A 21,390-nucleotide genomic window follows, 5' to 3' on the forward strand; every position below is an offset into this window, starting at 1 on the left:
GCGAGGTAGCTGGGCCGCCGACGGGTAGTTCGGGGGCATCGGGTGGGGAGAGCGGTCAGTCGGCGATGCTGAAATTGCCGCGGAAGATTCGGTCCGGGTCCCGTTCCTCTTTGAGTTGGCGCAGGCGTGCCAGGGACTCTGCGGGCAAAGCGTCGGCGAGGCCCTCGTGTGGATTGAGGAACGTGACGGGTTTGCGTCCGCTGGCAGGCAATGCCCGCGCCAGATCGGCCTGCTTCTGCTCGATCGACTCCGCGGCCGCCTCGGTGACGGGAAGACCGAACATATAGACGCTGTACGGCTCGTCCAGGGCGCCGTGCGGGTTGTCGGTCGGCTGCGCCAACGCGCCGCCGAGGTGCCTGACCTGCACCGACAGAAGCGGGTCGATGGGCCTATCGAGGAGTGTGTCCAGGGCGTCATCGTCAAGGGACGTGAGCAGCTCGGCGCGGGAGCTGCCGACTCCGGGGTCGGTCGGTTCGGCCGTAATCGCACCCAATTCGGCGACGCTCATCTGCGCCCGGGTATCCGACAGCGGCGTCGGCAGGGTCTCGAGTGGGCGCATAAGCTCACGTGCTTCCTCCCCTCCGCCGAGGTACGTCAAGTCGATGGCGACCATCGGCTCCGAGCCTGGGAAATGGAGGAGTTCCAACCACAGGGTCAGCCCCTCGGGAGCGGTGTGAGTCATCGTGCGGAACACCTCGGCGACCTGCCTGGCGTGATCGCCGGACCAGAGCACACGCCCGCCGAAGACATCAGGGGCGGCCTGCAGTCCGACCTCAAGACCGGTCACGATGGCGAGCTCGCTTCCACCTCCGCGCAACGCCCAGAACAGGTCCGGATCATCGGTCGCGGAGACGCGGCGAGCCCGACCGTCGGCGTCGACGACGTCGAATGCGCGGATGCTGTCGCCGACCCATCCGAAGGATCGGCCGAACCAGCTCAGGCCGCCGCCCAGGGCGACCCCGGCGACGGTCACCACCGGGGAGCTGCCCGGCAGGCCGGTCAGCCCGTGTTCTGCCGCCGCTCTCTGCAGTTCGCCCGATTTCACACCCGCGCCGATCGTCGCCGTGCGCTGTGCGGGGGTGACGTCGATGCGGTCGAGGCGGGTCGTACGCAACAAGATCGTGTCGTCGGCCCGCCCGGTCGCTCCGTGGCCGGTCGGCTGGGTGGCGATCGACAGGCTTCGTTCGCGGGCCCAGTTCACGAGGGTGACGACGTCGGTGACGTCGGCGGCTTCGACGACGGCGAGGACGTTCTGGTCGACGGCCCGGTTCCACGGGCGGTGGACCTCGTCGAATTCCGAGTCGTCGGGAAACCAGGTGCGCCCCTGGACAGTGGCGCGAAGCTCGTCAAGAATGGTGAACGGCAGAACAGTCATGATGACTCCTTGGCTGGTGTTGGTGATCAGGCCGACGTGTGCCGGACTCAATGATGAGTCGCAGCTCGGCCCGAAAACGTGACAAGCCGTCGTCGTCAGGATCCCAATGCCATCGGAGACATCACCGCAGACCCTCGCCGAGGTGGCCGACCAGTTCTCCTCGCATCGACCGAAGATGTTCGCCATCGCCCACCGCACCCTCGGTTCCCCGTGGGCTGCCGACGATGCCGTGCAGGAGGCGTGGATCCGTTTGCAGCGAGCCGATTTCGCGGCCATCGACAACCTCGAGGCGTGGCTGACGACGGTCATCTCGCGAGTCTGCATCGACGCCATTCGCCGTGATGCCGCAAGACGTGAGGATCTGCACTGGGAAGCACCGGACGACGACGCCGTCCCGGACCATGACTCGACGGGCGAAGCACCCGACACGGCCGGCACTCCCGGAGGTGGTGGGGGAGGAGGCGGCGTCCGCACCGATCGACCGGAGGACAGCGCCCTGCTCCGAGACGATCTCACGGTGGCTCTGCACGTCATCCTCGACACTCTTGGTCCCTTGGAACGATTGGCGTTGGTGCTTCATGACATCTTCGCCCTGTCCTATGACGACATCGCCCCGATCGTCGACCGTAGCCCGGTCGCTGCACGTCAGCTTGCATCCCGGGCCCGCGCACGTCTGCGCAAAGTGGATGCGGAGGAGGTCCGACACCGGCAGGAAACCGCCATCACGTCTTTCCTCGAAGCGGCTCGCGGAGGAGACTTCGGCGGCCTCCTCCAGCTGCTCGACCCGGAGATCGAAGTGCGCAGCGACCCCGCTGCCGTGAGCCTCGCCGAGGCTGGTGCCGAATTCGGTGCCCCACTCATCCGCCCCGAGGTCGTCGGCCGTGATGCTGTGGCCCGGGTGTTCAACGGGCGAGCGAAGGCCACCGAACTGGTCTGCATCGATGGTGTCCCCGCGGCCGCCTATATCTCCGACGGTGTCGCTCGGGCACTCTATCTGTTCCACTTCGCCGACGGCCGAGTCGCGTCCGTCGACGTCATCGCCGACGACGAGACCCTCCGCCACCTCCTCATCACCCAATAGCCACTCCCAGGACTACCTGAAGGCGGCCCAGCAACCTCGCGCGAGGTTGCTGGGCCGCCGTCAGGTAGCAATTGGGGTGTTGGGGTTGTATTGGGAGGTGTCAAGATCGCGTTAAGATCGCCCGCCGTCCGGGTCGCACCGCGGTGAGATGAACGCATGTCACTCACCCCATCGCCGAGGCGGTCGGCCGATCGTTCGAACGCGCGGTCCCGCATTCGCTGCGAACACTCGCGCCCCCACCTCCCCTGCAGGGAGGGCCGCCCATGAGCTGGTTCACCGGCATTACGCAGATCCTGCTCGTCCTCGTCCTCCTCGCCGCCGCTCACGTTCCCCTGGGCACCTACATGGCCCGGGTGTTCCTGTCGACGTCCGACACCCGCGCCGAGGCGCTGCTCTATCGTCTCACCGGCGTCGACTCCACCTCAGAACAGCGGTGGCGGGTCTATTTCCTCTCTGTGCTGACGTTCTCGGCCGTCTCGATCGTGGTCCTCTTCGGGCTGTTCCGACTCCAACACCTCCTCCCGCTGTCCAACGGGCGTCCCGCCGTCCCCGTCGATCAGGCACTCAACACCGCGGTCTCCTTCGTCACGAACACGAACTGGCAGTCCTACGCCGGTGAGACGACGATGGGCTTCCTCGCCCAGATGGCCGGGCTCGCCGTCCAGAACTTCGTCTCCGCGGCCGTCGGCATCGCCGTAGCCGTCGCCCTCATCCGCGGGCTCATGCGCTCGAACTCCCTGTTCATCGGCAACTTCTGGGTCGACCTCACCCGCTCGACACTGCGTATTCTGCTTCCGCTCTCGGTGCTCTTCGCGATCATCTACATGGGACTCGGCGTCATCGACAATCTCACCCCTGACCAGGTCGTCCACACCGTCACCGGCGGCACCCACGCCGCCGACGCAGCCCAAGCCGGCAGCACCATCACCCAGACCATCCCCGGTGGTCCCGATGCCAGCCAGGAGGTCATCAAACACCTCGGCACGAACGGCGGCGGCTTCTTCAACGCGAACTCCGCGCACCCGCTCTCGGCTCCGAGCGCCCTGGTCAACCTCGCGAACATCTTCCTCATCCTCCTCATCCCCTCGGCACTGCCGCGCACCTTCGGCATCATGGTCGGCAGCCGCAATCAGGGCTGGGCGATCCTTGCGGCCATGGCCACCTTCTTCGTCCTCTCACTCGCCGCCGTCATCGCCCTTGAAACGACGACCACCACCCCGGCTTCCCACGCAGCGGGAGCCGCAATGGAAGGCCGCGAAACCCGTTTCGGCGTCATCCCCTCGGCTTTCTTCGCCGTGGCCACGACGCTGACCTCGACGGGAGCGATCGACTCGGCCCACTCGAGCTACTCAGGACTCGGGGGAGCGGTGCTCATGATCAACATGATGATCGGAGAGATCGCCCCCGGCGGCGTCGGCTCCGGCCTCTACGGCATGCTCATCGTCGCAATCGTTGCCGTCTTCGTCTGCGGACTCATGGTCGGTCGCACTCCGGAGTTCCTCGGCAAGCGCATCGGCCGGACCGAGATCACCTTGGCGAGCACCTTCATCCTCGTCTCCCCGGCGCTGACCCTGATCGGCACCGCCGTGGCCACGCTGTGCCCGGGCACGCTCGACTCGGTCCTCAACACCACCTCGGCGATCCAATCCTCCGGCCACGCAACCGCGCAGACCGCACAAACCGCGACCCAACTCAACCCTCACGCCCTGTCCGAGATCCTCTACGCCTTCACCTCGGCGGCAAACAACAACGGATCCGCGTTCGCCGGCCTTGACGCGAACACCCCGTTCTTCAACATCGCCCTGGCGATTGCGATGCTGCTCGGCCGCCTCGTGCCGATCGGCGCCGTGCTCGCGCTCGCCGGAGCGTTGGCCAAACAGACCCCCGCCGAGGCGAGCCCGGGCACCCTGCCCACCCACCGACCCCTGTTCGTCGGGGTCGTCGTCGGCAGCGGCTTCGTCATCAGCGCCCTCACCTTCCTCCCCGTGCTCGCACTGGGACCGATCAACGAAGGACTCATGTGAGATGAGAACCATCACCGCTCCCGCCCTCCTCCAGGCAAGCCTGCTCGGGCTCAAAAAGCTCGACCCCCGCACCGCCTGGCGCAACCCCGTGATGTTCCTCGTCGAGATCGGCGCGGCCATCACCCTCATCCTCGCGATCGCCGATCCCAGCCGTTTCACCTGGGCGATCAGCATCTGGCTGTGGCTGACAGTCGTCTTCGCCAACACCGCCGAGGCGCTCGCCGAGGGCCGCGGCAAGGCCCAGGCCGACTCCCTTCGGGCCAGCCGGGTCAGCGTCGACGCAACCCGCGTGCTGCCGGGCGGGGGCACCGAAACCGTGCCCGCCTCCCAGCTGCAGGCCGGGGACCGGGTGCTCGTGACCGCAGGTGAGACGATCCCCGGCGACGGCGACGTCATCGAGGGTGCGGCCACCGTCGACGAGTCCGCCATCACCGGCGAATCCGCGCCCGTCATCCGTGAGGCCGGCGGCGACCGCTGCGCCGTCACGGGCGGGACGAAGGTGCTCTCCGACTCGATCACCGTGACCGTCACCGCGAGCCCCGGAGAGAGCTTCCTCGACCGGATGATCACGATGGTCGAGGGTGCGAACCGGCAGAAGACCCCCAACGAGGTGGCCCTCGGCGTCTTCCTCTCCGTGCTCACCCTCATCTTCATCCTGGTGGTGCTCAGCCTCGCCCCGATCGCCTCCTTCTCCGGCGCCCCGCAGTCGCTGACCGTGCTCATCGCCCTCCTCGTCTGCCTCATCCCGACGACGATCGGCGCGCTGCTCTCGGCAATCGGCATCGCCGGCATGGACCGGCTGGTCGCGGCGAACGTGCTCGCGAAGTCCGGCCGCGCCGTCGAGGCCGCCGGTGACGTGTCGACGCTGCTGCTCGACAAGACCGGCACGATCACGATGGGCGACCGGCAGGCCACCGACTTCGTGCCCTTGGGATCGACGACACCGGAACGGATCGCCGAGGCGGCCCGGCTGTCCTCGTTGGCCGACGACACCCCCGAGGGCAGGTCCGTCGTCACCCTCGCCGAGACGGAATTCCGCATCGACGCCGCCGGCCTCGAGGCCTATCCCGAGGCCGAATTCATCCCGTTCTCGGCGACGACCCGCCTGTCGGGGATCGTCCTGCCGGTTCGTGAGCAGGTCACTGAGCAGGATGGGGCGACTTCCCCCGCCGAGGTAGGCGCACATCGATCCGCGCGTACGCGGTCGACCGTCGTCGAGGTAGTCGGAAGGACTGGTGCGGGTGCGTCGTCATCCGCCGCGGTGGGGTTGGCCGCGGGAGTGGCACCGTTGCGTCGCACCGTGGTCAAGGGTGCGGCCAAGGAGGTCATCGCGTGGGCCCGCGACCGCGGGGCCGAGGTCCCCGAGGCCGCGACCGCCGAGGTCGAACGCATCAACACGGGGGGCGGCACGGCACTCCTCGTCGCTGAGGCTGTCGGGTCCTCCGCACGGGTGCTCGGGGTCATCGACCTGCGCGACATCGTCAAACCGGGCATGGCCGAGCGCTTCGCGACGCTGCGCGAGATGGGGATCCGGACGGTGATGATCACCGGCGACAACGAGCTCACGGCCCGCGCGATCGCCCGGGAAGCCGGGGTCGATGACTTCCTCTCCGAGGCCACGCCCGAGGACAAACTCGCCCTCATCAAGACCGAACAGGCCGGCGGTCGGATGGTCGCGATGACCGGGGACGGGACGAACGACGCGCCCGCGCTCGCGCAGGCCGACGTCGGGGTCGCAATGAACACGGGCACGACCGCGGCGAAGGAGGCCGGCAACCTCGTCGACCTCGATTCGGATCCGACGAAGCTCATCGACATCGTCGCGATCGGTAAGCAGCTGCTCATCACCCGTGGGGCGCTGACGACGTTCTCGATCGCCAACGATGTCGCGAAGTACTTCGCGATCATTCCGGCGATGTTCCTGCTCGCGTTCCCGGGGCTCGGGGCGCTCAACATCATGGGTCTGCACAGCCCCGCCTCGGCGATCCTGTCCGCGGTGATCTTCAATGCCCTCATCATCGTCGCCCTCATCCCGGTCGCGCTGCGCGGGGTGCGGTTCCGGGCGCGGACGGCCTCGTCGCTGCTGCGGATGAACCTGCTCGTGTTCGGCATCGGCGGACTCATCGTCCCGTTCATCGGCATCAAACTCATCGACCTCGTCATCGCGCCGCTGCTCTGAGCAATTCACCACTGCGGGTGGTGCACCGCTCTGAAGCGCCCGCCTGACCTCGTCGTTCACACTGACTACTCTGAAAGGACCCTCATCATGCTCCCCATCTTCGGCCGACAGCTCCTCACCGGGGCACGGATGCTTCTGGTGCTCACCCTCGTCGTCGGCCTCGCGTACCCGCTGGCGATGGTCGCGATCGGTCGTCTCATGCCCGCCCAAGACGCGTCGATTCGCAACAGTGCCGGCGAGGTCATCGGCAACGCCCGCCTCGCCCAGCCCGTGAGCGGGGACGAATGGTTCTTTCCTCGGCCTTCGGCCGGTGACTATGACGGACTCGCCTCGGGGGCGTCGAACCTCGCGGCGAACAGTCCCGAACTGCTCAAACAGATCGCCGACCGTCGCTTCCAGATCGCTGAGCGAGAGCACGTCGACCCGGCGAGCATTCCTGCGGATGCGCTGAGCGCGTCCGCGTCCGGTCTCGATCCGGACATCAGCCCTGAGTATGCTCGACTCCAGATCCCTCGCGTCGCGCGGGAGACGGGACTGAGCAGGAAGGACGTGACCGCGATGGTTCAGGCGAACACGCAGGATCCGCTGTTCGGCTTCATCGGTGAGCCTCAGGTCAACGTCGTCACTCTCAACAACGACCTCGCGAACGGCGGGCGCTGATGGACTCGCCTCGGCGGGGCACGCTCACGGTCTTCCTCGGCTACGCGCCCGGGGTGGGCAAGACCGTCGCGATGCTCGAGGCTGCGGCGACTGCGGCAGACAACGGCCGCGACGTCGTCATCGGCATCGTCGAGGACCACGGACGTGCCTTCACCCGGTCCCTGGCCGAGGGATTCGAGACCATCGCCCGGCGCCCGGCCGACTACCGCGGTCGGACGTTTCACGAACTCGACACCGAGGCGGTGCTCACCCGGGCGCCCGAACTCGTCATCATCGACGAACTCGCGCATACGAATGTGCCGAGCGATGATTCGGTCGGTGGCGACGGCACGGAGACCTGCCTCGGCGGCGGAACCACGCCCACCCCGACCCGCACCAAACGTTGGGAGGACGTCGAGGCGATCCTCGCCGCCGGCATCGACGTGTTCACGACGGTGAACATCCAGCACCTCGAATCCCTCGGCGACGTCGTCGGTGCGATCATCGGCCGCAACCAGGCCGAACGCGTCCCCGACCCCTTCCTCCGCGCCGCCGACGAAGTCGAACTCATCGACATCAGCCCCGCCGCACTGCGCACCCGACTGGTCGACGGGCGGATCTATGCAGCGGAGAAGGTCGATGCCGCGATGTCGAACTACTTCCGGCTCGGCAACCTCACCGCGCTGCGCGAACTCGCCCTCCTGTGGCTGGCCGACCGGGTCGACGAAGGCCTCGAGAAGTACCGCGACGAAAAGGGCATCCGCGCCACCTGGGCCGCCCGCGACCGGATCCTCGTCGCCGTCACCGGCGGCCCGGAATCGACGACGCTCATCCGCCGCGGACTGCGCATCGCCGGCCGAGTGGCCGGGCGCGAACTCCACGTCGTCCACGTCATCGAACCCGACGGCACCCGCCGCTCCGGTGCCCCGCACCTGCTGTCGGCCCGCGAACTCGCCGAGGCGAACCACGCCGTATGGCACACCGTGGTCGGTGACGATGTCGCCAAGGCCCTCATCGAGTTCGCCCGCACCCTCAATGCCTCACAGATCGTCCTCGGGGTCTCGCGCACCCCGTGGTACCGGCGCATGTTCGGCCCCGGCGTGGCCAACCGCGTCATCAGCGCCGCCGCTGACATCGACGTGCACATGGTCACCCACGCCCAGGCCGCCCGATTCTGGCGGCCGGATCGAGAACGCACCCGAGACAATCCCCTCTCGCGTCTTCGTCGCATCCTCGGCTGGATCATCGGTGCGCTCGCCCCGCTCGTGCTCACCGGCCTGTTCGTCGCGCTCGGCCCCGGGTCGACCTCGCTGGGCATGAACTTCCTCGCCTACATCACCGTCGTCGTGCTCGTCGCCCTCATCGGCGGGTTGTGGCCGGCGGTGATGACGGCCGTGTTCGGAGCCGGACTCATCAACTTCTTCTTCACCCATCCGGTGAATTCGTTGTCGGTGAGGCAGATTGAGAACATCCTCGCGCTCGTCATCTTCGTCGCGGTCGCCGTGGCCGTGGCCACCGTCGTCGACCAAGCCGCCCGCCGCTCGAGGCAGGCTCAGGCGGCCGAACACGAGGCGGGAGTGCTCAGTGAGCTCGCCGGATCGATGATCGCCGAGGGTGACAGCCCCGAGGCGATGGTCGCGGGCATCCGCACGAGCTTCGCCCTCGACGGGGTCACCCTCTTCGTCCGCGGGAACGGGGCGGGCGGCGAAGACCGCACCGACGCTGTCGGTCGTGCCGACGCTGTCGGTCGTGCCGGTGACGGCGACCGGGCGGGCAATACGAACCGCGCGGGCGGCGGGGACGTGGCGGCCGCCTCGGCGGGGGAACCGATCAGGTCACGGGCCGAGGCGAGCGAGGTCATCGACCTCGACGAGGACACCTCACTGGCGCTGCAAGGGCGGCCGCTCAGTGCCGGAGAACAGCGGATCCTCGACGCTTATGCCGGCAGGCTGCTGCGGGTGCTCACGGAATCGGCCCTGCAGCGCAGCCGCACCGAGGCCAGGGAACTCTCGGCCGGCAACGCCGTGCGCACCGCCCTGCTCACCGCGGTCTCCCACGACCTGCGCACGCCGCTGGGCGCGATCACCACGGCGACCTCGACGCTGCTGCTCGACGAGATCGAGCTCTCGGATGCCGACCAGCGGCTCATGCTCGAGACCATCGAGCACGGAGCCCAGCGCCTCGAGAAGCTCATCGACAACCTCCTCGACATGAGCCGGATCCAGTCCGGGGCGGTGACGATCGCGACGGCACCGGTGCTCGTGGCCGATGTCGTCGCCTCGGCGCTGGATGAACTCGACGGGGATTCGGCGGGGATCGCGGCCGGCGATGACGGGGGCCCGGCGGGGACCGCGGCCGGCGATGACGGGGACTCGGCGGGGATCGCGGCCGGCGATGACGGTCGCTCTTCACAGCCGAAGATCACCGTCGATGTCGACCCCGAGACGTGGATCGACGTCGATGCGGGGCTCGTCGAACGCGTGCTCGTCAACATCATCGAGAACTCCGTGAAGTACGGCGAGGGCGCACCGATCACGATCGATGCCTCCACCGGCGCCGAGGCGGTCCACCTCCGCGTCGCAGACTCCGGTCCCGGAGTGGCCGAGGAGGCACTCGAGTCCGTCTTCACCCCGTTCACCAGGCTCGATGAGTCCAACACGAAGGGTCTCGGGCTGGGGATGGCGGTCGCGTTGGGTCTGTGCCGGGCGATGGACATCGAGCTGAGCGCCGAGCCGACCCCGGGCGGCGGATTCACCGCGGTGCTGACGATTCCGCGCCGAGGTGGGGCGCCGGCAGCACCCGAGGAGACGAGGAAGGGCGACGCGTTGTGAAGCACGTGCTCATCGTCGAAGACGACACCGACATCGCCCGCGCCGTGAGCGTGGGGCTGCGGGGCAAGGGCCATGAGGTGACGATCACCGGCAGCGGGCGGCAGATGAATGAGGCGCTCGCCGAGGCGACCGTCGATGTCATCCTCCTCGACCTCGGACTGCCCGACGTCGACGGCATCGAACTCATCTCGCAGGTGCGCAAGTGGAGCCAGGTGCCCATCGTCGTCATCTCGGCCCGCCATGACGCGCGTGGCAAGATCGCCGCCCTCGACGCCGGGGCCGATGACTATGTGACGAAGCCGTTCTCCCTCGGCGAGGTCCTCGCCCGCCTGCGCGCGATCGAGCGGCGCTCGGGTACGGCGGCCGATTCGAGTGTTGTGCGCACCGGTGATGGGCGGGTCGTCATCGACCTTGCCGCTCATGTCCTTCAGGTCGAAGGTGCCGAGGTGCATCTCACGCCGATCGAATGGAACATGCTCGGCGTCTTCGCCAAGCATCGGGGTGCGCTCGTCGATGCGACGACCCTGCTCACCGAGGTGTGGGGCCCTGAGTATGCCGGGGAGCGCGGCTACCTGCGGGTCTATATGTCCCAGCTGCGGCAGAAACTCGAGGCCGACCCTGCCCGACCGCAGTACCTGCACACGCAGATGGGCATGGGCTACCGCTTCACCCCGTAGTGTGGGCGACATGCCCAACCCCACACGAGTCGCCGTCCGCATCGTCCTGCTCGATTCCGATTCTCGCGTCCTGCACTTCGAAGGGCGCGACCTCGCCGATGCTCAGGACAGCATCCGCTTCTGGTTCACCGCCGGCGGTGGCAGCGAAGCCAGCGAAACCCTGCAGGAGACCGCGGAACGCGAGCTGGAAGAGGAGACAGGTCTGTCCGGCATCGATCTGGTCGGCCCGTTCCATCGTCGTGAATTCGACTTCCTCAACCACGGCGAACCTCAGCACCAGGTCGAGCATTTCTTCGCCGCACGGACGGATGTGACGGATCTGAGCGACTCGAACTGGACCGCGCTCGAGCGAACGGCCATGACCACATGGCGCTGGTGGAGCGCCGACGATCTCGAGGACGCACCGATCCGGTACTTCCCGGAGAACCTGTCGGAGCTGATCAGGGAAGCGGCCGACTTGGTCTAGACTGAATCGCCCCGGGAACAATGGAGACAGTGAAGCCACGGAAAGGACTTCCCTGTCATGCTCCAAAAGAAATACCCGCTCGAGCTTCGTGAACGAGCCGCTTCCTGTGTTGCGTGAGTGGTTTCTAGACAGCTCCACTCTCGCAACCGGAGGCCTTCACCCATACACAGATCAACTGCGATTCACGCAACAACTTCATGGCCAGCAACACCTAGTCCCATCTCGGACCCACTTTCCTCTGCGGTCTCAGTCTGCGTCCGAGACGCTAGGCGTCCTGCACGGTGACGAGGTGATTCTGGTACGCCCAGACGACGGCCTGGAGGCGGGAACGAACTCCCAGCTTCGGCAGCATCCGAGCGAGATGAGATTTGACCGTTGCCACCTCGATCACCAGTTGGTCCGCGATCTCACTGTTAGTCATTCCCTGCGCCAATAACATGAGAATCTCACGTTCACGGGTCGTGACGGCCGAAAGGGCGCGAGAGGCAACGACAGGCTGCAGTTGGCGGCGCTGGGTGTATTCGCTGACGATCCTCCGCGTCAGTTTCCGATCGATTGTCCCGTAGCCCTCCGCTACACTGCGCAGAGCGCTGAGGATCTCCTCGGGTTCGGAGTCCTTGAGAAGAAATCCGGAGACGCCGACCTCGAGAGCACGGAAGACATAGTCGTCGATGTCGAATGTCGTGAGTATGAGGACGGGGATCGGGTCATCGAGCTGCGGTGCCGATATTCGAGCCGCGACCTCGATGCCGTCCAGACCCGGCATTCGGATATCGAGGCAGGCGACATCTGGACGCAGTTCGAGGGCAAGGTCGAGTGCTTGGTCGCCGTCGGCAGCCGTTCCCACGACCTCGATGTCATCTTCGGCCCCGAGTAGTGCGGCCAGCCCGCCGCGGGCGAGCGGTTGGTCATCGGCGATCAGTGTGCGGATCATCGGTTTCCTCTGTCAGGATCGAAGGGGATTCTCATGTGTGTGACCCACCCATTGTCGTCGGTGGGGCCGAAATCGAGTGAACCCCCGACCAGCGCCGCGCGTTCGCTCATGCCGAGGATCCCGAGGCCGCTGCCCCCGGCGCCGGAATCGTGCCTCTGCGTCGGTGATGTGTTGCGGACGGTGAGATGAAGGGCATCGGAATCGCCGGCATCGACGATGACTGTGGAGTCGGCACCCGGCGCATGTCGCCCGACGTTGGTCAGGGATTCCTGAACCATGCGATATCCGGCCAGCTGCGCGAGCGGACTCAAGAGTCGTCCGGGATCGCGTTCGCCGTCGGGAAGGACGGTGAGGTCGACACGCCTCCCATTCCGGTTGGCGGTGTCGACGAGGCGTTCGATGCTGGCCAAGGTCTTGATCTGCTGATCGTCATCCTCACGCAGCAGTCCAACGAGTTGGCGCAGATCGTGGAGGACCGCGCGGCTCTGCTGTCGGATTTCGAGCGCACCGTCCTTTGCCGCCTCGGGATGACTCTCGCACTGCCGGGCAATGCTCGCGGCCATCAGTGAGATCCCCGAGAGATGATGTGCCGCAATGTCGTGGAGTTCACGTGCCATTGTCGATCGCTCGTGGGCGATGGCCTCGCTGATCTGTGCCTCTCGCTCTCGGGCGAGCGCGTTCAGCATCTCACGCTGGGCCGAGGTGGCCGCTCGATGGGAGGAGAGGACACAGGCGGGGAGGAGGGGGCCGATCACGACCACCAGTGCCTGAGCAAGAGCGGCGACCACCGTCTGAAGGACCTCGTCGTCACCGAGTCCAAGACGGTTGATCAGCTGTCCCAGAGCGACGCACGTGACGACGGCGATCGACCAGCGGATCGTTCGAGTGAGTGTGAAGTGCAGACCGGCGAGGAATACGGAGGCCGTGACCGGAATGATCGTGACAGTGAACGCAGAATTCGGTGCGAGCGCTGCCAGTGCCAGGGGGAGTGCAGAGACGATGAGCATGGAGCGAAACGGCCAGCGGTCCCTCCCCGCGAGCGCGCCGGCTTGGAGGAGGAGCGTTGCTGCGGTGAGGAGCCATGATGACGTTGTCATCGGTTCATCGAGCATTGTCGGGTCATGGGCGAAGAGTCCGGCGGTGATCGCCAGAAACGCCAGAGCCGCGCAACCAGTCGCCAACGGCACGGTCGGGTTCGCTCGCACTGTGGAGATGCTGTCTCTGGGCATGGCAGCCTCAATCGCGATCGTGCTGTCGGGCGCCGCCGTGCTCAGCGAACATCATCTGAGGTCCTGACCAGGGGCGTTTTCTACAGGATGGTATCCCAGTCGGCCTTTTGTTGTCACGACGATGAGTATGGCGGCGACAGTGGAGCCCATCGCCATGGCGGTCCACATCAGATCGCCGTCGCCTTCGAGAGTGGGGAAGATCTCCGACCACATGACAGAAGCGAAGTTGTTGGCGCTTACGTGCATGAGCATGGACAGCGGGAGGCTCTCTCCGGTGCGATTGAATACCCACGACATGACGATGTTGAAGGAGCAGCAGAAGACGGAGAAGGCCGCAAGGCGGACCCACGAGGCATCAGGGTAGCCGCCCCATTCGGTGAGGAAGAGGGGCAGGTGCCACACGGTCCAGAGGGGACCGAGGATGAAGGCGGACTTAAGTGGGGAGTGGACCTTTTGAAGTCGGTGAAGGGCGAAATCGCGCCAACCCGGTTCTTCGGCGAGGCCGGTGGTGATGAACTGGAAGGCGAGCATGGGCAGGTAGGCAGCCAGGACGGCGACCGACGGTGCGATGATGTTTCCGGCTGAGAATGCCAAGCCTGTCAGCACCATGCCTGCCGGAACTGCCAGCACGGCGATGAGGTACCAGATAGGAGCGGCCCTCCATCGAAGCAGGCGCCCCATCCAGGCCTTCAGCCCCTGACGTCCGTCAATGACGGCAGTGAGCAGGAAAGCGGATCCGATCGGGCCGATGTAGGCTCCGGGCAGCACGCCCAGCAGTTGGCTGGTTCCCAAGATCTCCGGGAACCGGAAGCCCCATGCTCCCACACCGTTGAGCGACAGGATGTACGGGGTCCAGGTCACCCAACTGAGCAGATTGGCGAGAACGAAGAAACTCGTCAAGGGACGTTGCCGAAACAGGTTGACGAGTTTTCGGCGAGAGGGTGTCGTGTGGAGTTGTTGGGCGCCGGTGTGTGCGCTGTGCTGTGTTGTCATGATCCCAAATTAGTGACCGCGACGTGTCAGCCTCTAGGCCAGGAAGGGTGGACTCGTGCTCTGCATACTTTAGGTGCAAACCAACGGTGTCACGATTGATTCGTGGCCGGTCGGGCGAAGTGGCGGGCGTGACCAAATCCGTCGCCTATGACCACTTCGGGGACAGGTCTGGAGTCTTCTTCGAGTTGTATCGGGCTTTCGAACACCGGCGGCACGAGACCCTCGACGCGGCACTCGACGATGTGGCGCCCGTGCGCGCGGACGTCGCGGCCGTCGCTGCTGCGGCATATATCGACTGCCACGTGGTTGAGGGGCGAGAACTCTCCGACGTCATTCACGCCCTGTCCGCTTCGTCAGAGCTCGACAGCATCCGCCGCCGAACGGTGGACGAATACCTCGCCAGGTGCCGTGAGGTGCTGGCACCTTTCGGAGGCGATCTGGGTGTGGGCGGCCTGACTGCGATCGTCGGCGCCGGCGACATCATCGCCATCGGCATCCCGAATAGGTCGATCAGTCTCGAGGTCTCGGACGAGGAGCTCACGCGGCGGCGGGACCGTCTCGAGGCGGACGGCACCTATCGTCCCCGGCAACGCGAGCGCAGCGTCTCGACCGCGCTGCGCGCCTACGCCGCGTTCGAACAGTCCGTGGACAGGGGCGCGGTGCGGAAGGTGCCCGAGGTGGTGTGAGGGGGCGGGCGAGGAGACCCAAGGCTTCGACCTTGCCTACCCGTGGTCTGCAGGATGCTCGCGCAGGATTGACCCTGTGCGCGCGAGGACTTCGAGCTGGGTCGAGTTGTAGAGCTCAGCGAGCGCGACATGAAACGCCTGCCGGCCGAAGCTCCGGCCCCGCTTGGAGGCGAATCGGGGCGCGCTGAGCTCAGGGATATCGGCTTGCAGATGGCGAACCGCAGCGGCGAGTCGCTCGGGCAGATGGCGGACGTCCGCGAGATCCATCTCCTCTGTCAGCTGGCCGAACTCCTGGAGAGCTGCATGATCCGCTGTCTTCGTGCGCACCTGATTCCAGGCTGCCATTGATTCTTCTGAGACGAGTCGTGACGCCACTGTCAGGAAGTCTTCGTCGGCTGATGACAGCGGCTCGGAGGAGTCGCTGTCCTTGTTCGTGAGCGCCGAGAGTTCTTGGGCGATCTGGGCGTTGATGGTCTGCAGGCGTCTGATCGCGGATGAGGTCTCGTCGGCCAATTCGCGCAGCTTGTCAGCATAGGCGTCGGCGTCGCCGAGTCCGCCTCCGGCGAGGTCCATCTCGCGGATCTCCGAAAGTGGAGCGCCGAGATCGACGAGGCGTCTGATCCGCAGCAGCAGCGTCAGATGCGCGACCCCGTAGGACTTGTAGCCGTTCGCTCCTCGGGGCGGCACAGGCAACAAGCCGATGTCGTGGTAATGCCGAACTGTTCTCAGCGTCGTCCCTGCCAGATCAGCGAGTTCCTGCGTGCTCCAACTCATCTGCCCACTCTTTTCGAAGAACGGCCTTGACTATGCCGTTACGGCCGACTTTAGCATCTCAATGATCGCTGCCGGCAGGATTCGAGCGCAAGACCACAGCTGCTCGTGACTGCCCGGAGAATGAGGAAGAGGAGACGGTCAATGTTTAAGGGAATTGCCTCGGCACCCCGCCGTGAGGACAGAAAGGCAGACTCGCCAGCGCGTAGACGCCTGCTGCTGTGGTGGCTGCATGGCGCCGTGAGGTTCGTGCTTGCCGCGCTGCTGATCTACAACGGCGTGATCAAACTCGGGCTCGGACAGTTCGGGGCACCGGACATCGGAGAATCTCTCATCACCTTGGGCGAGATGAGCCCGATGGGACTGCTGTCGCGCATGGTCGGATTCTCTCCGCTGTTTCAGGTGCTTGCCGGAGTCGCCGAGGTAGGTGCGGCCGCGGCGCTGATCTGGCGGCGCACCGCTCTGTTCGGGGGACTGGTGACCTTTGCATCGATGTCGTTCATCTTCGTGCTCAACCTCGGCTACGACATGCCGGGCAAACAGCTCTCCATTTTCATGCTGGTGCTGGCCCTCATCGTCATCGCCCCTTGGGGGCTGAGGACGGTGTCTGCGATCGTCGGCTCCGGTGGTCTCCAGGCGCCGCGTCGCCCTCGTCTCTTCCGCGGGGAGAGAGCGAACAAGATGGCAGGAATCGTCGCACCGATCGCCGGTTGGCTCGTCCTGCTTCTGTTCAGCGCGGCGATTGTCGCAACGCAACCGACGCATTCGACCGATTCTTCCGCACCGGCGGGAGTCTGGACGATCGAGACATCGGACTCGCAAGAGGAAGGCGCCGACGACCAGAGGTGGCAGACGATCGCGCTGGGTGATCGACTCACCGATGGGCGTGCCAAGGTCCAGGTCCGACAGGCGGACGGCACTCTGCTCACGGGAACCTATGCACGCCACTACGACACGCTCGACCTCGAGCTCAAACCCTTGCGGCAGCCGGGACAGACAGCGGTGGCGTATGCGAACGAACCGGCTCTGAGGCAGTCGGTGACCTATACCCTGAGCGGGTCGAGTCGGATGGCGATCGCCGGTGACCAGACCGCCTCGGCGCGCTTGGACCATGATGCCGCGGTGCTCTACGAGCGCGGCTTCAGCTGGGGGATGCGCTCGGACGACCCGTTCGAACGGTGATGAGCGCGGTGACGACCTCGGACTCTCGGTGCCGCCAAGAAGCGAACTGACAAACCTAAGCTACTTGGAGTAACCTACTAATAGTAGATTAGAGGTGGAGGGCATGGCAGCAGAGCGAGCCGCGCCAGAACGGAAGCGGCTGAACAGGGAAAACCGTCATGAGCAGCTGCTTGATGTCGCACGGGAGATGATCCGGTCCCAGGGGACTGAGAGCTTCACTCTGGCGCGTCTGGCTGAGGCGGCCGGAGTCACCAAGCCCGTGGCCTATGACCACTTCGGTGACAGATCGAGGGTCTTCGTCGAGCTGTACCTGGCCTTCGAGAAGCGTCGCCTGGAAACTCTCGATGAGGCTCTGGACGATGTATCGCCGACGCTCTCGGACGTCGCGGAGGTCGTTGCCGCTGCCTATATCGACTGCTACGTCATCGAAGGGCGGGAGCTGTCAGACGTGATCGCGGCACTGTCCGGTTCGCCCGAGCTGGACGCCATCCGACGGCGGACGGTGGAGGAGTACCTCATCAGGTGCCGTGAGGCGCTGACCCCCTTTGCGGGCACCCTCGGCGAGGCTTCGCTGTGGGCGATCGTCGGTGCTGGCGATGGTCTTGGCCGAGCAGTGACCGAACGACAGATCCGAGCCGCCGACGCCTGCCGGGTTCTCACGCGAGTCGTGACGGCTGTGGCGGCGCCGACCGCAGGTATTGAACAAGAGACCGCAGACATCGACAAGGAGAAGGACACATGACGATCAACCATCCACCGGTGCCGGGCAGCGCACTGTGGGTCCACGCGCACCCGAGACCAGATTCATTGAACGGTCAGCTCTTCACCGAGGGCGTGCGTGCCCTCGGCGAACAGTACCGAGTCGCGACCTCGGACCTGTATTCCCAGGACTTCGACCCGCGACTCTCACACCGAGACCTCGGCGGGAGCAGCCTGTCGGGGAGTGACGGGTCAGGAAACAGTCGATCAGGAAGCACCGTCGAGCTCAACGCCGAGGCCTTCAGCGCCGGTTCGCTGCCGCCCGATGTCACCGCTGAGCAAGAGAAGCTGGCCGCGGCGGAATTGCTGGTCGTCCAGTTTCCGCTGTGGTGGTACGGGCCACCGGCGATCCTCAAGGGATGGTTGGACCGAGTTCTGACAGCAGGTTTCGCGTTCGGCGATCTCGACGCCCGCCTCGGTGTTCCGCGTCGGTACGGCGACGGCGGACTCTCAGGGCGTCGTGCCCTGGTAGTCGTGACTGCCGGCGAAGACGAGCGGTCGATCGGGCATCGCGGCATCAGCGGAGACGTCGAATCCCTGCTGTTTCCTCTCACCCACGGGGCACTGTGGTACGTCGGAATCGACACGTTCGACCTGCACGTCATCCACGACGCCGACGTCCTCAGCCCGGAGCGGGTTCAGGAGGAGAAGGACCGGCTGACCGGTCGACTTCGCGCGCTCGATTCGGAGCAGACAAAGCCGTACCGACGGCTCAGTGACGGCGAGTACGCGGGCACGCGTGCCCTGAAGGACACCATCCTCCCCGGTCGGACCGATCTGGCCATCCATCGTCGAGATGAGGCCGCGACTGCGTGAGCTGAAATGGAGGGCGCGCGGCAGGTCCGGGCCCTGCCGCCGCCGTCCACAGCCTCTTGCCAGCTGATGCCTGGATAATTGATTCCAGCCGCCCACTTGATCACTTTCGGAAGGACCATGGACGACTATCGAAGTCCCGGCTGGGACATCACTTTCAGCACCTCTGACCAACTTCATATTGCGCGCACAGACGCTTCGCACGCCCATATCGATCGGGCACAGCGCACGCGAACAGGTGGTCGCCGTTGACCTGGCTGCTCTCGCTCCTCATCGGGCTCCTCGTCGTCCTCCTCATCACCGTGGCCACCGGCTACTTCGTGGCGCAGGAATTCGCGTACATGGCCGTCGACCGATCTCGTCTGGCCGCACGTTCGGCCTCCGGTGATCGAGCCGCGGACCGGGCCCTGTCCATCACCCGCCGCACCTCCTTCATGCTCTCCGGCGCGCAGCTGGGCATCACCGTCACAGGACTGCTCGTCGGCTACGTCGCCGAACCGCTCATCGGCACCGCCGTCGGTGAGGCACTGGGAGGCACCCCGATCCCTGCCGGCACAGGCGTGCTCATCGGCACCGTCCTCGCCCTGCTCGTCTCGACGCTCATCCAGATGCTCTTCGGCGAACTGTTCCCGAAGAACCTGGCCATCGCCCGCCCCGAGGCGCTCGCCACATGGCTCGCCCGGTCGACCTCGATCTACCTCGCCGTCTTCGGCTGGCTCATCACGATCTTCGACAAAGCCTCGAACGCCCTGCTGCGCGTCCTCGGCATCGAACCGGTCCACGACGTCGACCACTCCGCCACCCGGCGCGACCTCAAGCACATCGTCGCCGAATCCCGGGAGGGCGGCGAGATCGTCGACGACGATTCGCTCATCCTCGACCGCATCCTCGACTTCCCGCAGCAGAGCGTCGCCCACGCCACAGTGCCGCGCTCCCGCGTCGACGTCATCGACATCGACACGCCCCTGGACGAGGTGCGCGAACTGATGAGCCGCGGCCACTCCCGCTACCCCGTGCTCGACGCCGATGATCAGGTGATCGGTACGATCGACCTCCTCGACGTCCTCGCCGAGGCGGGGTCGGGCACCACCGAAAACGTCGCCGCGGCGGCACCGGGCACCACCGACACCGTCACCGCGACCGGGGTCCGTTCCCTCCTGCGCGACCCGGTCTTCGTTCCGGAATCCCTCCCGTTGCCGGACGCGGTGGCCACGCTCCTCGAACGGCGGGAGCAGATGGCCTGCGTCGTCGACGAATACGGCGGCTTCGCCGGAATCCTGACGATGGAGGACCTCGGTGAGGAACTCGTCGGTGACATCGCCGACGAGCACGACCACATCGTCGAAGAACTCATCGAGACCGGCGACGGCACCTGGACGGCGCCCGGGATCATCCCCCTCGACGAGGTGGCCCGCGTCCTCCAACGAGAACTGCCGACCACCTCGGCTCAGACCTTGTCGGGACTCGTCATCGAACACCTCCGCGGTTTCCCCGAGGTGGGCGACCGGGTCTCGATCGAACTGCCGATCGACCCCGCCGACCTCGGCGGAAACGACACCCCGGAGACCGAGCGCCTCGTCATCGACGTCATCGAGGTGGCCACGCATGTGCCCGCGCGACTGCGGATCGGAATCGAGGTGGAACGATGAGCAACCCCTGGGTCATCACCGTGATCACGATCGTCATCATCGGCCTCAGCGCGTTCTTCGTCGCCGTCGAATTCGCGCTCATCGCCGCCAAACGGCACCGTCTCGAAGACGCGGCCGCGGACAGCCGTTCGGCCCGAGCCGCCCTGCGCAGCTCGACCGAACTGTCGGTGCTGCTGGCAGGGTCGCAGCTGGGCATCACGGCCTGCACCCTGGCGCTCGGGGCGATCACGAAACCGGCCGTCCATCACTGGATCACCCCGGTCGCCGAGGCGCTGGGCCTGCCGCTGTGGATCGCCGACATCGTCGGCTTCGTCCTCGCCCTCATCATCGTCACCTTCCTTCACCTCGTCGTCGGTGAGATGGCACCGAAGTCGTGGGCGGTGGCGCATCCGGAACGCTCGGCGATCATGCTGGCGCTGCCGATGCGAGCGTTCATGTTCCTCACCCGTCCGCTGCTGCATGTGCTCAACAACGCTGCGAACGCGTGCCTGCGCCTGGTCAAGGTCGAACCCGTCGACGAGGTCGATCAGGCGCACACGCCCGAGGACCTGAGGCAGCTGCTGCAGCATTCGGCGCAGGCGGGAACCTTGGAGAAGGAGTCCTCGGAGGCTCTGCTCGGAGCCCTCGACCTCACCCGGCTCACACTTGACGAGCTCGTGGCCGGTCGCCCGGAGCCGACAGCCGTCGGTCCGGCAGCGACTGCAGGGGAGGTGCGCGAGGCGTCGCGCCACGACCGTCACCGTCGCATCCTCGTGCGCACCGAGGCTGGCGGCCCGCTGAGTCATGTGGTGCATGTCAGGGATGTGCTCGGACTCGCCGAGGATGCTCCCATCACCGAGGCGGCCCGACCCGTCACCGTCGTGGACGGATCGATGACCGTGGTGCGGGCGTTCGAGGCGATGCGGGAGGACAGCGTACAGCTGGCCTTGGTGGAGAGGGCCGACGGCAGCCACGCGGTGGCCACCGTCACCGACGTACTCACCCACCTGCTGACCACCGGCCCAGTGCCCTCCCGATAATTACTACCTGGCGGCGGCCCAGCAACCTCGCGCGAGGTTGCTGGGCCGCCGCCAGGTATGGCTAAGCCAGGACATGATGCATG

Annotated in this window: 18 protein-coding genes; 13 read left to right on the forward strand and 5 right to left on the reverse strand. The window is 66.1% G+C overall.

Annotated features, from left to right (window positions below):
• Positions 1-55: 55 nt before the first annotated feature.
• Positions 56-1,375 (reverse strand): FAD-binding oxidoreductase, encoded by a 1,320-nt coding sequence (locus AC3CD9_RS18790; RefSeq protein WP_488365526.1) that lies wholly within the window; start codon positions 1,373-1,375, stop codon positions 56-58.
• Between the two features lie 106 nt (positions 1,376-1,481).
• On the opposite strand from AC3CD9_RS18790, the gene AC3CD9_RS18795 reads away from it, so the two are divergent.
• The 7 genes from AC3CD9_RS18795 (at position 1,482) to AC3CD9_RS18825 (ending at position 11,272) form a co-directional block, all read left to right on the forward strand.
• Entirely contained in the window at positions 1,482-2,456 is a 975-nt protein-coding gene (locus AC3CD9_RS18795) for a sigma-70 family RNA polymerase sigma factor (protein ID WP_488365527.1), read from the forward strand.
• A gap of 263 nt (positions 2,457-2,719) precedes the next feature.
• A complete protein-coding gene (kdpA, locus tag AC3CD9_RS18800) occupies positions 2,720-4,480 on the forward strand; it encodes a potassium-transporting ATPase subunit KdpA (RefSeq protein WP_488365528.1) in 1,761 nt (586 codons plus the stop codon).
• Between the two features lies 1 nt (position 4,481).
• Positions 4,482-6,659, forward strand: coding sequence for a potassium-transporting ATPase subunit KdpB (kdpB, locus tag AC3CD9_RS18805; protein WP_488365529.1), 2,178 nt, complete (start codon positions 4,482-4,484; stop codon positions 6,657-6,659).
• 87 nt (positions 6,660-6,746) lie between these two features.
• Positions 6,747-7,319 (forward strand): potassium-transporting ATPase subunit C, encoded by a 573-nt coding sequence (locus AC3CD9_RS18810; RefSeq protein WP_488365530.1) that lies wholly within the window; start codon positions 6,747-6,749, stop codon positions 7,317-7,319.
• Positions 7,319-10,129 (forward strand): DUF4118 domain-containing protein, encoded by a 2,811-nt coding sequence (locus tag AC3CD9_RS18815; protein ID WP_488365531.1) that lies wholly within the window; start codon positions 7,319-7,321, stop codon positions 10,127-10,129. Before AC3CD9_RS18810 ends, AC3CD9_RS18815 begins: the two co-directional genes overlap by 1 nt.
• Complete coding sequence (locus AC3CD9_RS18820) at positions 10,126-10,806, forward strand: response regulator (RefSeq protein ID WP_139470444.1); 681 nt, start codon at positions 10,126-10,128, stop codon at positions 10,804-10,806. Before AC3CD9_RS18815 ends, AC3CD9_RS18820 begins: the two co-directional genes overlap by 4 nt.
• 10 nt (positions 10,807-10,816) lie before the next feature.
• A complete protein-coding gene (locus AC3CD9_RS18825; protein WP_488365532.1) occupies positions 10,817-11,272 on the forward strand; it encodes an NUDIX hydrolase in 456 nt (151 codons plus the stop codon).
• A 265-nt stretch (positions 11,273-11,537) separates the two neighbouring features.
• Here the strand turns inward: AC3CD9_RS18825 and AC3CD9_RS18830 are convergent, their stop codons facing one another.
• From AC3CD9_RS18830 to AC3CD9_RS18840, 3 genes are read right to left on the reverse strand one after another with little or no spacing between them, the layout of a single operon-like run.
• Positions 11,538-12,206, reverse strand: coding sequence for a response regulator (locus tag AC3CD9_RS18830; protein ID WP_139470442.1), 669 nt, complete (start codon positions 12,204-12,206; stop codon positions 11,538-11,540).
• Positions 12,203-13,435 (reverse strand): sensor histidine kinase, encoded by a 1,233-nt coding sequence (locus AC3CD9_RS18835; protein WP_181272298.1) that lies wholly within the window; start codon positions 13,433-13,435, stop codon positions 12,203-12,205. Before AC3CD9_RS18835 ends, AC3CD9_RS18830 begins: the two co-directional genes overlap by 4 nt.
• Positions 13,436-13,486: 51 nt before the next feature.
• Positions 13,487-14,428 (reverse strand): CPBP family intramembrane glutamic endopeptidase, encoded by a 942-nt coding sequence (locus tag AC3CD9_RS18840; protein ID WP_139470440.1) that lies wholly within the window; start codon positions 14,426-14,428, stop codon positions 13,487-13,489.
• A gap of 128 nt (positions 14,429-14,556) precedes the next feature.
• Here AC3CD9_RS18840 and AC3CD9_RS18845 point away from each other — a divergent pair, with 128 nt between their 5' ends.
• Positions 14,557-15,114 carry a hypothetical protein gene (locus AC3CD9_RS18845; protein ID WP_488365533.1) on the forward strand — a complete coding sequence of 186 codons (558 nt, stop codon included), beginning with the start codon at positions 14,557-14,559 and terminating at the stop codon, positions 15,112-15,114.
• Positions 15,115-15,150: 36 nt separating this feature from the next.
• On the opposite strand, the gene AC3CD9_RS18850 is transcribed toward AC3CD9_RS18845, so the two are convergent.
• Positions 15,151-15,888 carry a MerR family transcriptional regulator gene (locus AC3CD9_RS18850; protein ID WP_488365534.1) on the reverse strand — a complete coding sequence of 246 codons (738 nt, stop codon included), beginning with the start codon at positions 15,886-15,888 and terminating at the stop codon, positions 15,151-15,153.
• 141 nt (positions 15,889-16,029) lie between these two features.
• Between AC3CD9_RS18850 and AC3CD9_RS18855 the strand changes: the two genes are divergently transcribed.
• The 5 genes from AC3CD9_RS18855 to AC3CD9_RS18875 all read left to right on the forward strand — a co-directional run bounded on the left by AC3CD9_RS18855 (position 16,030) and on the right by AC3CD9_RS18875 (position 21,307).
• Positions 16,030-17,067 (forward strand): hypothetical protein, encoded by a 1,038-nt coding sequence (locus AC3CD9_RS18855; protein ID WP_139470437.1) that lies wholly within the window; start codon positions 16,030-16,032, stop codon positions 17,065-17,067.
• Between the two features lie 103 nt (positions 17,068-17,170).
• Positions 17,171-17,809 (forward strand): TetR/AcrR family transcriptional regulator, encoded by a 639-nt coding sequence (locus tag AC3CD9_RS18860; protein WP_139470436.1) that lies wholly within the window; start codon positions 17,171-17,173, stop codon positions 17,807-17,809.
• Entirely contained in the window at positions 17,806-18,642 is an 837-nt protein-coding gene (locus AC3CD9_RS18865) for an NAD(P)H-dependent oxidoreductase (protein ID WP_488365535.1), read from the forward strand. Before AC3CD9_RS18860 ends, AC3CD9_RS18865 begins: the two co-directional genes overlap by 4 nt.
• A gap of 245 nt (positions 18,643-18,887) precedes the next feature.
• Complete coding sequence (locus AC3CD9_RS18870; RefSeq protein ID WP_488365536.1) at positions 18,888-20,288, forward strand: hemolysin family protein; 1,401 nt, start codon at positions 18,888-18,890, stop codon at positions 20,286-20,288.
• Positions 20,285-21,307 carry a CNNM domain-containing protein gene (locus AC3CD9_RS18875; RefSeq protein ID WP_488365537.1) on the forward strand — a complete coding sequence of 341 codons (1,023 nt, stop codon included), beginning with the start codon at positions 20,285-20,287 and terminating at the stop codon, positions 21,305-21,307. The genes AC3CD9_RS18870 and AC3CD9_RS18875 overlap by 4 nt, the downstream gene beginning before the upstream one ends.
• Positions 21,308-21,390: the final 83 nt, after the last annotated feature.

The sequence above is a fragment of the Brevibacterium sp. MGP-B1 genome, assembly GCF_057766545.1.